Genomic DNA, 13,673 nt, shown 5'->3' with positions numbered 1-13,673 from the left:
CGCTTGCCCTTCGGGGCGGCACAACAGCGGTTGTGCGGTTTCGCTCATTTGCAATTCGCTACACCCAACTTTGCCATTGGTTGGCACGGCTCCACCGTGCTATTATACCAACGTCAAAGTTCGCACAACCGCGAACCGTTAGCTGAAATATTCCTTTTCTTTTTTGGGCTATCGCCCAATTGTTTTAAAAAATTTTCAAATTTCTTTTTCTTTTTTTATAAGGGGAAATATGGTGTTTCCTCCGCTACACTCCGGAAACGCTTTTTTTGATGAGGGGATATATGGAGTTCCGCCTATCGGCGGAACAACTCTTTTTGACAGGGGAAATTCAAAGCAAAACTAAAGAAGCAAAATAAAATCTGCAGAAGTCCAACAAACAAATCTTTTCTGTAGTAAAAACGGGGAAGGTATTTCACTTCCCCATCGAACATTAACTCCAGTTACCCTTTCGGTGGAAAATGGTCTGGTTTCCCGTAGGTATTCCTGTCACGGATTCGCCCATCTCTCCCATGAGTGATAGTGTCACCACCTTGATTGATTGCGATTTGCCGTGCGGCATCAAATGCCTCTTGCTGTGTGTCATGTACGGAGGTATCACGTTTATTACCTTCCCCACGTACAGCCCAGCCCTCTGGGCGTTGAACGATATGCTGATTAGCCATAAAATTAAGTTTATTATTAAAGAAACTTGCTAAGATTTGGAGAACCTACTATGCTTACGGTGTTGAACATAAGACTGATTTTTGTAGGAAAGACACGCTGTCAAAGCTGGATACGTGTCTTTTTTAGGTGCAAAATTTTAAGTGCATAGGCATGTGTTAATAACTAAAAGCTAATACTAGCTTACACGCTCAGTTAACAACTGGCAAGTATGAATTTTACTGAACTGTTGACTTTGCTTTAACGCTCAGTTACGCTACAAATAGTTATTACCCTCTAAATAAAAATGCTATGGATGAGGAATCAAAAGTAAAATTGGGAAAGAGAATCAAGAGCAAGCGTGAAGAGCTTGGACTTTCTCAGTCAGAGCTTGCCAATAGCGTAAATAAATCATCAGCAGCCTACATAGCCTTCATTGAAGCAGGAGATCGTAACGTTAGTGCGATGGATCTTATGTTAATTGCCAAGAGACTTGGTGTTACAGTTGCTTCATTATTAGGAGAAGACAGCAATGATAGCCCTAAGGTAATGGAAGCTCTCAGAGCAGACAAAGAACTCAGCAAAAAAGATCGTGAAAAGGTTGAAGAGTATTACAATTTTATAAAAAACAAAGGCAATGACAAATGATACCGACATTGCTGAACCTAGGTATGGGTTTGCAAAATCAAAAGCAGAGGAGATTTGGAAAAATCAGGCACAAAAAAAAGTGCCTGTAATGCTTAATGATATTGTTTCAGCTTTTGGTGCAAACGTAAGAGAGGCTGACCTAGAAGCATACGGTGTCACACAAATGGACAAGGCAGGTTTTTGCGTAATTATGTACAAAAGAGGTATGTCAGATGAAAGAAAAAGATTTACCATGGCACATGAGATAGGTCATATTGCACTTGAACATATTACTTTTGATGGAAGCAGTAGCCAATTTTCTGGAAAATCACAGGAAAAGGAAGCAGACGAGTTTGCTGGTCAATTATTAGTCCCAGCCAAAGACATTAAAACTTTTGTCAAAAACAAGGATAAGACGATTGAAGATATTATGAAAAGATATTGGGTCAGTCGACCCGCTGCAATTATTGCAGTACAAAAGAACCGACTGCTTAATAAGCTGGCAGTCTCATAATTTCACATTTCTATAAAACTAAGCTATCAATCCTATGAAAAAATCTAAAATGAACGGAAAATCATTAAATCCACAAGAGGAACTCTTAGAGCTTCTCAAGCAAAAGTTTCCAGAAATTTTTGCAGAAGGAAAAGTCGATTGCCAAAAACTCAAACAAACTTTGGGCGAAGAAGTAGACTTGGATAGCGAGCGGTATGGCATGGCTTGGGCTGGGAAAAGCAGCTGCTTCCGAGTGATTCAAGAACCAACTACGGCCACTCTAAAGCCGGCAAAAGATGAGTCGGTGGACTTTGACAAGACAGAAAACTTATTTATTGAAGGAGATAATCTTGAAGTTCTAAAGGTTCTACAAAAGTCCTACTACGGGAAAGTGAAAATGATTTACATTGATCCTCCTTACAATACGGGTAATGATTTCGTCTACAATGATGATTTCAGGCAAAATAAAGATGAGTATCAGCAAGAAGCTGGCATAAAGGATGATAGTGGTAATTTAAGAGGTGACGGTCTGATGAAGAACACTAGCGATAGAGGTCATTACCATTCTGATTGGCTCAATATGATGTACCCTCGCCTATTCTTGGCGCGAAACCTTTTGAAACAAGATGGTCTTATTTTTGTAAGCATCGATGAAAACGAGTCACACAATCTAAAGATTCTCTTGAATGAGATATTTGGTGAAGAAAATTTTGTGTCAGAAATTGTATGGGAGAAAAGATTTACAAGAAGCAATAATGCAAAAATGTTTGCTACGTTGACTGAACGGATTCTGCTATACAGGAGGTCTGACGAGGTGGAAACTCTTCGTGAGCCGAGAAATGAGAAAGCTGATTCTACATATTCAAATCCCGACAATGACTCAAGGGGCGTATGGACAAGCGTATCTTATGTCAATCCAGCCCTGAAAGAAGCACGTCCGAACTTGTCGTACGATTTACTGAATCCAATAACCAAAGAAGTCGTTTCTCATCCAACTAACGCATGGAAATATAGTAAAGAGACTTATAAAACACATATAAAAGAAGATCGACTTTATTGGGGGATAAAAGGTGGAAATACTTACCCACGTCTAAAAAAGTTCTTGACTGAAATGGAAGGCGGAATGGTACCCGTTGACCTATGGAATCATAAAAGCACTGGTACAACTGACCAAGCTAGCAAGGAACTTAATGAGCTTATGGGTGCAAAAGTATTTGATTTCCCCAAACCTACAGGTTTGATTAGAAGAATGTTAACAGTTGCCACAGAGTCAGAAGATATTGTTTTGGATTTTTTCGCCGGCTCAGGCACAACAGCACATGCGGTCATGGAGCTTAATTCAAAAGATGGTGGGAATAGAAAGTGCATTTCAGTTCAATTACCCGAGCTTTGTGATGAAAAAAGCGAAGCCTTCAAGTCCGGTTACAAAAACATTTCAGATATTTCAAAGGAGCGTATCAGACGTGCAGGTAAAAGAATAAAAGATGAAAAAGGAAGCCAATTAGACCTAGACGGCAATAAGCTAGATACGGGATTCAAAGTCTTCAAGCTCGACCAAAGCAATTTCAAAATTTGGAGAACAGACGTGAAGAACGACGAGGAATTGATAGAACAAATGAACATATTTGTTGATAACGTGAAGAAAGAGAGTACGCAGGATAATATCCTTTACGAGCTAGTACTCAAAAGCGGGCTTGATTTGAATGTCGATGTAGATAAAAAGGAAGCAGACAAGAAAGCCTACTACTTACTAGATGGAGGCAAGTTGGTTATTTGCCTTGAGGATAAGCTCTCTCAAGGTCTAGTCGATGCAATTCTAGCTGATAAGCCTGAGAAGGCTATCTGTCTCGATAAAGCATTTGGAGGCAATGACCAGCTTAAAACGAACACAGTCTTGCAAATGGAGGCTGGAAAGATAGATTTTAAGATTATTTAACATTTCTACTGCTATGGCAAAAAAACAGGACCATTTGATAGCTCGTCATATATTGGAGGTAAGACTTAAAAACAGAAGCCTTAGCTTTATGGACTATAAGGGTGAAATGGGTGATTTCATCATCAAGAAAATGGGCTGGAACAAGCTCAAATTGACTGGATCTAGGGTTGATATTACGAATGACAGCTTAGATAAGGTTGTATTTTTTAGTTGGGAAAATTTTGGACTACAAATTGAGGCAAGTGAAAATTTTGATGATTTTAAGACTTATATCAATAAACTTTTTGAAATCGTAGAGGAATTCAAAAGGTATCAAACAACAGATATTGCACGTATTGGCATAAAAACTTCAGTCTTTTATCACAAAAACGGCATGAGTCTTGATGGCATCAAGGAAGTATACAAAAATATGATGTTAAAAAACGCAAGTGAGATAGAGAGTAAAATGGAAGGAAAAATAATTGATACGGGTGTTTTTGCAATAGACATGGAAAGTGATGCAGGCCATGTGAATTTCACCACAGGTCCAATGAGTAAAGAAGAAATTGTTAGTAAAATTTTTGGAAATGATTATTATTCAAATTTTAAGTATGACAACGGAATATACTTTGACATTGATTTGAGTCAAAAGGAGTTAAAGCTAGATAGCTCACAAAAACTCAAAGAGCTGGCTATTGAAAGTGTGGATAGTATTGAAAAAAAACTAGGAGGATTTCTAGAGTACTTCTTTAATTTACAGAAATAGGTATGGCGAAAAATGATGATAAAACAGCGGTATTGTCTATTGGAGAGAATGATGATTTCACCTCCATTGAAACTAGCAGTACCTCAAAAAACATACCTCAAGAGATGCTAAATAGTGTTGTAGATGAAGGAAAGCCAACACAAGGCAGTGGAATATGGCATTTACCCCAAAACATAATGCAAGCAGTTAGAGAAGATTTTTCGATGTCTGCTTTTGTGTTAATTCTTATTGGCTACGTAATCATTGAAACATTTGGTTCAAATGGGGCCGATATTGAAGAGTACTTATTCTTAATTTTGGTGCTGTTTGTTGCTACTGGCATTATTAGATTTTTAAGTAGCGAAAAGCCCTTCCATAAAATTTTAGATTTTTTTGATTCAAAACGCTTTTTGTCAGTAATAATTGGGTTGTTTTTTATAGACACTATTATTAACCACTGGGGATTTTTAGTATCAATGGGCGATTATATTCAGTCTATTTTTCAAAAACAATAACTATGGCAACAGTCAACAATGACATTTTGGATCATTACAGAAAAATTGATTTTTCTTTATGGCAAAAAGCAATGGATCTTTATTGTGACAAACTCCGTAAATTAAAGAAGGATGAGTCAAAGAAAGTGTGGATTCTTCAATTATATTCGGCATACCTTCAACTGATTGAAGTATTTTGCATAAACATATTTGCCATCACAGAAAACAACTTGTGGGATAACTTATTTTTGAGTAATAGGGACTTGAAAGATAAAATTGATACCCGATTCTTTATCATCAATCAGAATAAAACTAGATTTTGTACCAAATTTACAACATATCTTCTTGATAACTGGGTCTTTGGAATTAAAGAAAAAAGCGAAATTAACAATCTTGCAGACAAAAGAAAAAAATACACACAGATGCTCAAGGAAGCTATCGAAGATTATCTGAAAGACTATGACCTGCTAAATGCTTATAAACATGGGTTTCGAGTAAAAAGTCACGGGAGCAACACTATCACCATAAAAGCTGAAACAAGTAATGCCCCTACGTTCAAAATTGGAGATTTCAATGCCAGCATTTCATACCTAACAAAAAAGAAAGATGTTGTAAGCAGGCATGATATTTCTTTCAACTGGGAACGTGCCATGCAAAAAGCATATTTCCTTCTAAACATGATGGAGAACACCCAGAAGATACTGCTTAATGATGGGAAAGAAATACAACTAGACACCCTTGCCGTCACAAATGAAGCTGAGTTTTCAAAACATTTTGGGGCTTCCAGATTTAAGACTCCACTTCTTCAACTAAATAAACAATTATGAAACTACAATTTGACGCAACACAGGAATACCAGCTAGAAGCCGTTAGGGCTATTACAGACCTATTCAAAGGACAACCCTTGAATAAGGGCGATTTTGAAATGAAGCTATCTCTACCAGAAGATCAGTTACAGATCGGTAACGAATTTGTAGTCGGTAATAATCTTGTACTTGCAGAAGAAACAATGCTCAAGAATCTTCAAGTAATTCAGGGGGAGAGAGACCTCAAAGAATCAAAAGAGCTAGACGGGAAACATTTTTCAGTTGAAATGGAAACTGGTACGGGTAAAACTTACGTTTATCTCCGAACTATTCATGAACTGTGCAAGCAGTATGGTTTCAAGAAGTTTGTTATAGTTGTTCCAAGCATAGCTATTAAAGAGGGTGTACTAAAAAATCTCAAAATCACACAAGAGCATTTCAGCATGTTGTATGGAAATCCAGAGATGGACTTCTACCTGTATGACCCTAAAAAGCGAGGATTACTCAAAAACTTTGCTACCACCAACGCTCTTCAAGTTCTTGTTATCAATATCGACTCCTTTGCTAAGTACAGCGAGGATAATAAAGGTAAAAACATCATTTACAAGAACAGCGATTGGGGTATTCCGATTGAATACATACAGGGAGTGAAACCTATCGTGATAGTAGACGAACCCCAAAATATGGAAACAGATATTAGAAAGAAGGCTATTGATAATCTCAACCCTCTCTGCACTCTTCGCTACTCTGCTACTCACAAATATCATTACAATCTTGTACATAAGCTCGACCCAGTTAGTGCATACGATTTAGGTTTAGTAAAAAAGATTGAGGTGGATTCTGTTATTACCGAAGAGAGTCATAATGGAGCTTATGTTGAACTCAAGTCGGTAGACGCAAAGAAGACGAAGGTGACAGCCAAAATGCAGATAGATGTTGCTGATAAAAGTGGTGTTAGCAAAAAGATAGTTACTTTTAAGGTTGGCGATGACCTATTTGAAGTTTCAGGTCAAAGAGATATCTACAAAGATGGTTACATAATTAACGAGATAGATGTAGCAGGTCAGGCAGTAACATTCAGTAACGGTACGATGCTTTACGTTGGGCAAACACAAGGCGGCCTTAACGATGAGGTGATGAAATTCCAAATTAAAAAGACTGTTCAGAATCATTTTGAAAAAGAAAAAAGATTAAAAGAGAGGGATATAAAAGTACTTTCACTATTTTTCATAGACCGAGTAGCCAATTATCGAGACTATCAAGATGGAAAAGCTCTCAATGGTAAATTTGCAGAATGGTTCGAGGAGGCATTCAATGAGATGATTCAAAATCCAATGTACAAAGATCTCATACCACATGACGTTGCTAAGGTTCATAATGGATATTTCTCGGCGGATAAAAAAGGAATACTCAAGGACACCAAAGGGAATACAAGTTTTGACGATGATACGTATGCCTTAATAATGAAGGATAAAGAGAGGCTATTATCAATAGACGAACCTCTACGTTTCATATTTTCACACTCCGCCCTTCGTGAAGGGTGGGATAACCCCAACGTATTTCAAATATGCACCTTAAATGAATCTCGTTCAGATATGAAAAAGCGACAAGAAATTGGTCGTGGATTACGCCTACCTGTAAACCAAGAAGGTGTACGTGTATTCGATGATAACATCAATATTCTTACTGTAACTGCCAATGAAAGTTATGAGGATTTTGCTAGAAGTTTGCAGACTGAAATTGAGCAAGACTGTGGTGTAGATTTCAAAGGCAGAGTGAAAGATAAAGCAAAAAGAACAACAGTTAAACTCAAGAAGGCTTACCAGCTCGATGAGAACTTCAAAGACCTATGGAAGAAGATTCAGCACAAAACACGTTATCAGGTTGAATATGAAACCTCAGAATTGATTAAGAAGGCTTCAAAAGAACTTGAGGGAATGAGTATCACCGCTCCTAAAATCATGAGCCTTAAAGCAAAGTTGGATATTACAAGAGAAGGGGTTGAAACAGAATTGACCAGCGTTCGGGAGAAGAGAGTTGATGTTCAAATAACTAGTATTCCAGATATTCTAGGAAACATTCAGGGAAAAACAAGACTCACAAAAGATACTATTCTGAAAATTATTGAAGCGTCTGGAAGAGTCTCAAACATTTTTAAGAATCCTCAACAATTTATGGATAATGCTTCTACTCTTATCAATGCTGTTCTTAGAAAAATGATGGTGGACGGAATCAAGTATGAAAAAATTGCAGGTGAAGTATGGGAAATGCGGCAGTTTGAAAATGAAGAGCTTGAGGGGTATTTAGATAGCATGTTCAAAGTAAACGAATCAGACAAGACATTATATGACTACATTGTTTGTGATTCCCAAATTGAAAGTCAGTTTGCAAAAGACCTAGAAACAAACGAAGACGTAAAATTTTATATCAAGCTACCTTATTGGTTCAAGATTGAAACCCCTATCGGTTCATACAATCCAGACTGGGCGGTTGTGTTTGAGGCAGATAAGCGAGTCTACTTTGTCGCTGAAAGTAAAGGTACAACCAACTTAGAGGAATTGCGAGAATTGGAACGCATGAAAATTAAATGCGGTTCAAAACATTTTGAAGAATTTGATGACGTTGAGTTCAAAGCACCAGTTAGCAAGGTACGTGAAATGATAACCCAATAGAATGTCTAAATTCATCACAAAATCCGACTACCTCAAATTCCTAACCTGCCCAGATTATTTTTGGTTTCACAAAAAGAAACCAGAGATTTTGGACATAAGAGAGTTAGATGATTTTAGTAAAGAGCTTATAAAAAGCGGACAAGAAGTTGAGGCGTGGGGACGCAAAATCTTCCCTGGTGGGGTTTTAGTCGAAAGTAGACAAGAGCAAGCTGTAGCGGACACTAAAGGTCTAATAGACGAGGGTAAAAAGGTTATCTTCCAAGCTACGTTTGAGACAGATGGACTTTATGTGATGGTGGATATGTTGGAATGGGATGAGAATAATCAGTATTGGATTATTAATGAGGCAAAAGGATCCACATGCGACAAAGAAGGTGAAAGTAAAAACAAGAAATTACATCTTTATGATGCAGGTTTTCAATATATTGTTTTAAAACTAGCAGGCTACAAAGTAGGCAAAGTAAATTTATTGGAACTCAATAAGGAATATGCAAAAAAAGGTGAAATAAATCCTGTGCAACTGATTGCAAAAACAGATATCACCGAAAAAGTACATGAATTAGAGCCTGAAATTAATGAGCATATTGCAGGCATGAGAATATTGATGGGACAAGACAATGAACCTCAACCTTGTGATTGCATTTATAAATCACGTGCAAATCATTGTCCTGCTTTCGGTTACTTGTATCCGGATATGCCTAAATATTCAGTGCATGACATAGCCCTTATTGGACTAAGCCCAAAAAGACTGGAGGGATGGTAGAAGGTGGTTATTTAAGTATTTATGATGTACCAGAAGACTTTGAATTATCTAAAAATCAAAGAAGCCATGTAGATGTTACTCAAACAGAAATCACAACGAATAAATCAGCCGAAATAAAGAAGCTATTAGATGAAATGGAATACCCATTTTACTATTTAGACTATGAAACATATCCAACAGCAGTGCCAATATATGATGGTTGCAGGCCATATATGCAAATCCCATTTCAATATTCATTACATATTCAAAGAGAACCAGGTGAAGAGTATGAGCATGTAGAATTTTTAGCAGAAGATGGCAGCACAAATCCAATGAAAGAACTTACCGAATCTTTAAAAGAAGTTATTGGAGATAAAGGCAGTATTATTGTTTGGAACAAAAAGTTTGAAAAGAAATGTAATGAGAACATTGGTGAAGTATTCCCAGAATATGCAGAATCAATGGAGAACATTAATGAAAGGCTATTTGATCTAATGGATATATTCCAAAAAAACTTATACGTACACAAAGATTTCAAAGGTAAATACTCGATTAAAAAAGTATTACCCGTACTTGACCACGAATTAAGCTATAAAGATCTAAATGTGAAAGATGGCTCAATGGCCATGAATGCCTGGAAGAAGCTGGTATTTGAAGCCGAAAGTGAATCAGCAAAAGCACAAATCAAAAAAGACATGTTAGAATACTGCAAAATGGATACATGGGCTATGGTTAGAATTTATGAAGAATTACTTAAATTAATATGAATATGAATCCAAAAACAATTACAATCCATCTTCCATCTGGCGATCCTACAGGAATTAAAATAGCCGAACTATCAAATAGAATTATACGTGGTTATGTATTGCCCAGAGAAAAACTTGCAGAAGCTAAAAATTTTGAAGAATTAAATAAACCTGCATTGTATATATTGGTATCAAAAGATGGTGAACATGCATATATAGGCGAAACAGAAAATTTCCTATCAAGAATATCCACACATGGAGCAGATACAGAAAAAGACTATTGGGATCTTGTCCTTGTTTTTGTAGCGAAAGATTCTTCTTTAGAAAAAAGTGATGTTGGATATCTTGAAGCAATAGCTGTTGCGCAAGCAAAAGAGGCATCGAAATGTGAAATCCACAATCGAACAGTGCCAACAAAGAATAATTTACATCAATTCAAAATTTCAAGTGTTGAAGAGTTTTTTCAGGATTTATCACTTTTAAGTTCAGCCTTAGGCTATCCAGTATTTGATGTTTTAGATGAAAAAGAAATAAGTGAAAAGGACGTATGGATATGTAAAATAAAAAGCAAAACAGCACGAGCAGTTTTTGACGCTGGTAAATTTGTAATGCTTGCAGGTTCTGAAATCGATCCTGGGGTTGCACAGAGTTGGGCAAAAGCATTCCCAAGCTCACTAGATGAACGAAATAATATTTTTAACAAATCTGCAGATTTAATAAATGGAGCATATATTTTGAAAGAGAATGTGACATTTAGAAGTCCTAATCATGCTGGCGGATTCGCAGCTGGCAGAAATGTCAACGCCTGGATCACCTGGAAAAATAGTGAAGGAAAAACAATGGATGAAGTATTAAGATAGATGTTTGAGGGAGGGGCAATTCACCCCTTTTGTTCCCCTCTTGCCCCTCCCTCAAACCAGAAATAGGTGTTTTGGGTGGCGGGCATTCACCCCTTTAATTCCCCTCTGACCGCCACCCAAAACGGAAAAAGAAATTTGAAAATATTTAAAACAAACGACTGTCTGGCAGGTACCCCATATATTGGACTGTACCACACCGAAGAAATACCACTTCCACGAAGAGCTTCTGCGAACGCGTGACTTTTCATTTGTCAATAATTTCTATTTCATCTACAATTGTAAATGAATCCTTTAAATTATGCACTCCACCCAACAACAACTCCTCAAACTGGCAGATCAGCGCAAACTCGATGGCCTGCCACTTCTCAAAATCAGCGCTCTTTTAGGGGGCAAAGACAATGCTCAGACCATCAAGCACCATCTCTTCCAGCTCGCCAAGAAGAACCTCATCCGTATTGATAAGGCCAAGAAGGTTATTGAACGGATTAAATCCGGTGAAAAAGGTAAGTCATACCTGATCCCAATCCCTATCCTTGGCAGCGCCAACTGTGGAGAAGCGCTGCAATTCGCTCTCGAAAGACCCGAGGGGCACCTTCAAGTGTCTCCAGCAGTGCTGGGAAATTCTCTAAAAAAAGCAAAGGAGCTGTTTGCCTTAAGGGCGATCGGCACCTCTATGAACCGTGCTCAGAAAGTGCAGGGCGGGGTGATTGATGACGGAGATTATGTCATCGTAGATGGCGCTCTCTTCCAACCACAGAACGGAGAATATGTCGTCTCCATCATCGATGGCTGCGCGAACATTAAGCGCTTTCACCATGATGAAAGGAATCGGCAGATTCTTCTTGTTTCTGAATCCAGCGAGCACATTCCACCCATTTGCATTCATCAGGATGACCTGGTTGACTATCGAGTGAATGGTAAGGTTCTCTTGGTCATTAAAGTGCCAGATGACCTTGATGTCGCTCGCAACGCCAGCATGCAGGATATTTTGCAGGATCTTGGACCACAGTCGAAAGAAGACTATGATTATTATGAGAATGTATGACGACAAATTTTACGATTGAGTACGGAGGAATTTACTGGATTAACTGTGACCCTTCTTTTGGCCATGAATTTCAGGGTAAGAGACCCGGCGTAGTTATCGAATCAGATCAGCAGATTAAAAAATCAAGCCTTGTGACCATCATGCTGATTACTTCCAATGTGGAGAGGAAACTGAAAGACGATGTCCTGGTAAAATATTCAGAAACTAACCAGCTCAGAGCAGATTCAGTGCTGAAGGTCTACGACATACACTCCTTTGACAAGCGACGACTCCTGAAGCGTATAGGAAGCCTGGAGAATGACTACCTTCATCAGATCCGAGACTATCTGCCCACTCATTTTAGGCTGGGTAAGGGAAGCGATTAGTACACGGCTTGGCAGACACCCCATACCTTGAATTATCATGTGCTAGAGTTAACATATCATTTGGAATAGCCCCAATCTCATGACTCATACAGAAATTAAAGCTACCGCTGATTTTTTTGCTAGAAGAAACAAAGGAAAAATTGCTAAAGAACTGACCGACCCAGTAGCATACACCCCCAGCGGTACGCCCATATCCATTTTTATGGCTGGCTCTCCGGGAGCAGGCAAAACAGAATTCTCAAAAAGCCTCATTAAAACTTTTGAAAAAAGCAGGCCTAGAGTCGTGCGGATCGACGGTGATGAGCTGAGAGAACATCTACCAGGATACACCGGGATGAATTCCAGTGTATTTCAAGGCGCTATCTCACTGATCATAGAAAAAATGCATGATTTAGTACTTCAGAAAAGCCAAAATTTTATCCTCGATGGAACACTGTGGAAATACGAAAAAGCCATAAAAAACATTGAGAGATCACTCAAGAAAAAGAGACCTGTTTTCATTTTTTACGTCTATCAAAAACCAGACGTGGCCTGGGACTTTGCTAAAAAACGGGAAGTGCTTGAAGGGAGAAACATTCCCAAGCAAGCCTTTATCGACCAATTTTTTGGATCAAGAAACACGGTCAATAAGATTCGATCAGAGTATGGCCCGGAAGTTATCATCTACCTGGTCAAAAAGGACCACGGGAAAAATACCGTAGAAAAGCTTATTGAAATCGAACCAGGTGACAACATTGACCGGCATATCCCTAGGGGCTATACTAAAACGCGCTTAAAAAAGGACTTATGAGCAAGACAATTCACAATTCCTTCGATACCTCACCGAAAGACACATTTTCCGACTTTTTTTATAATGCTCCAAAAGAAGAGAAAATCTCAGTATTTACCAAAGCTGCAAAAGAAGCCAACAGAGATCAAAGAGAGTTGGTAAAAAAGGCAAACCTAAAGCTAAAAAACTCCTAACAAATTTCAGCGGATTAAAGGAAGGCGAGTACGTCAAACCCCGTAACTTTCCTCACGAAACCTCCGTGAGTAAGCCTGGCTTTCGCCTATACTGCACTCTCGAAAGCTCTCTTTTCTATGCCAAAAACCACCCCCCGAAACATCATCGAAAAAATCTGGGACAAGCATGTGGTTTTGCAGAAACCCAATCACCCCGCTGTGTTCGGCATCGACCTGCACGTCATGCACGAGGTCACCACACCACAGGGGTTCACAAAACTCCATGAAAAAGGTCTGAAAGTTAAACAGCCGCACCGTTCAGTGGCCTCGGAAGAGCACTCCACTCCCACCAGAAAAGACCGCTTCAACATCATCGACGAAGGAGCCCGGACTCAGATCGAATATCTGCGCCAGAATGTACGGGAGTTCGGCATCCCATTTTTCGGCTTTGACTCCGGCAACCAGGGTATCGTCCACGTCTTCGCCCCAGAGCTGGGGCTGATTCAGCCGGGCATGACCGTGGTCTGCGGGGACTCGCACACGGCTACCAACGGAGCCTTCGGTGCCATGGGCTTCGGCATC

General features: G+C 38.8%; 17 protein-coding genes. 16 read left to right on the top strand and 1 reads right to left on the bottom strand.

The window, feature by feature from the left end; translation table 11 throughout:
- Positions 1–270 (top strand): hypothetical protein (locus tag Q8P68_01015; GenBank protein MDP4007752.1); only part of this gene is annotated, 270 nt, incomplete at its 5' end.
- Positions 271–440: 170 nt separating this feature from the next.
- Here the strand turns inward: Q8P68_01015 and Q8P68_01010 are convergent.
- Positions 441–662, bottom strand: a complete 222-nt coding sequence (locus tag Q8P68_01010; protein ID MDP4007751.1) for a DUF2188 domain-containing protein — start codon at positions 660–662, stop codon at positions 441–443.
- A gap of 289 nt (positions 663–951) precedes the next feature.
- Here Q8P68_01010 and Q8P68_01005 point away from each other — a divergent pair, with 289 nt between their 5' ends.
- The 15 genes from Q8P68_01005 to Q8P68_00935 form a co-directional block, all read left to right on the top strand.
- Positions 952–1,287 (top strand): helix-turn-helix transcriptional regulator, encoded by a 336-nt coding sequence (locus Q8P68_01005; protein MDP4007750.1) that lies wholly within the window; start codon positions 952–954, stop codon positions 1,285–1,287.
- The gene (locus Q8P68_01000) at positions 1,277–1,780 is read left to right on the top strand and encodes an ImmA/IrrE family metallo-endopeptidase (protein ID MDP4007749.1); all 504 of its coding nucleotides are present in this window, start codon (positions 1,277–1,279) and stop codon (positions 1,778–1,780) included. Before Q8P68_01005 ends, Q8P68_01000 begins: the two co-directional genes overlap by 11 nt.
- A 34-nt stretch (positions 1,781–1,814) precedes the next feature.
- Positions 1,815–3,695 carry a site-specific DNA-methyltransferase gene (locus tag Q8P68_00995; GenBank protein ID MDP4007748.1) on the top strand — a complete coding sequence of 627 codons (1,881 nt, stop codon included), beginning with the start codon at positions 1,815–1,817 and terminating at the stop codon, positions 3,693–3,695.
- A 13-nt stretch (positions 3,696–3,708) separates the two neighbouring features.
- Positions 3,709–4,440, top strand: a complete 732-nt coding sequence (locus Q8P68_00990) for a hypothetical protein (protein MDP4007747.1) — start codon at positions 3,709–3,711, stop codon at positions 4,438–4,440.
- Between the two features lie 2 nt (positions 4,441–4,442).
- Positions 4,443–4,934, top strand: a complete 492-nt coding sequence (locus tag Q8P68_00985; GenBank protein MDP4007746.1) for a hypothetical protein — start codon at positions 4,443–4,445, stop codon at positions 4,932–4,934.
- A 2-nt stretch (positions 4,935–4,936) separates the two neighbouring features.
- On the top strand, positions 4,937–5,740 hold the full coding sequence (locus Q8P68_00980) for a hypothetical protein (protein ID MDP4007745.1): 804 nt from the start codon (positions 4,937–4,939) through the stop codon (positions 5,738–5,740).
- Positions 5,737–8,391: a DEAD/DEAH box helicase family protein gene (locus Q8P68_00975; GenBank protein MDP4007744.1), complete on the top strand. Its 2,655-nt coding sequence runs from the start codon at positions 5,737–5,739 to the stop codon at positions 8,389–8,391. Before Q8P68_00980 ends, Q8P68_00975 begins: the two co-directional genes overlap by 4 nt.
- Before the next feature lies 1 nt (position 8,392).
- Complete coding sequence (locus Q8P68_00970; protein MDP4007743.1) at positions 8,393–9,154, top strand: hypothetical protein; 762 nt, start codon at positions 8,393–8,395, stop codon at positions 9,152–9,154.
- Entirely contained in the window at positions 9,148–9,900 is a 753-nt protein-coding gene (locus Q8P68_00965; GenBank protein MDP4007742.1) for a DUF2779 domain-containing protein, read from the top strand. The genes Q8P68_00970 and Q8P68_00965 overlap by 7 nt, the downstream gene beginning before the upstream one ends.
- A 2-nt stretch (positions 9,901–9,902) precedes the next feature.
- Complete coding sequence (locus Q8P68_00960) at positions 9,903–10,739, top strand: GIY-YIG nuclease family protein (protein ID MDP4007741.1); 837 nt, start codon at positions 9,903–9,905, stop codon at positions 10,737–10,739.
- Positions 10,740–11,037: 298 nt separating this feature from the next.
- Positions 11,038–11,784 (top strand): S24 family peptidase, encoded by a 747-nt coding sequence (locus Q8P68_00955; GenBank protein ID MDP4007740.1) that lies wholly within the window; start codon positions 11,038–11,040, stop codon positions 11,782–11,784.
- Positions 11,781–12,149, top strand: coding sequence for a type II toxin-antitoxin system PemK/MazF family toxin (locus tag Q8P68_00950; GenBank protein ID MDP4007739.1), 369 nt, complete (start codon positions 11,781–11,783; stop codon positions 12,147–12,149). Before Q8P68_00955 ends, Q8P68_00950 begins: the two co-directional genes overlap by 4 nt.
- 79 nt (positions 12,150–12,228) lie before the next feature.
- A complete protein-coding gene (locus Q8P68_00945; protein ID MDP4007738.1) occupies positions 12,229–12,939 on the top strand; it encodes a zeta toxin family protein in 711 nt (236 codons plus the stop codon).
- Positions 12,936–13,112, top strand: a complete 177-nt coding sequence (locus Q8P68_00940; protein MDP4007737.1) for a hypothetical protein — start codon at positions 12,936–12,938, stop codon at positions 13,110–13,112. The genes Q8P68_00945 and Q8P68_00940 overlap by 4 nt, the downstream gene beginning before the upstream one ends.
- Positions 13,113–13,229: 117 nt before the next feature.
- A partial coding sequence (locus Q8P68_00935) for an aconitase family protein (GenBank protein MDP4007736.1) occupies positions 13,230–13,673 on the top strand: 444 nt, incomplete at its 3' end.

Source organism: Candidatus Peregrinibacteria bacterium (assembly GCA_030700255.1).
Lineage (GTDB): Bacteria > Patescibacteriota > Gracilibacteria > UBA1369 > JABINC01 > JABINC01.
The sequence above is the reverse complement of the archived record's forward strand: the minus strand, read 5'-3'. Positions and strand labels throughout refer to the sequence as shown.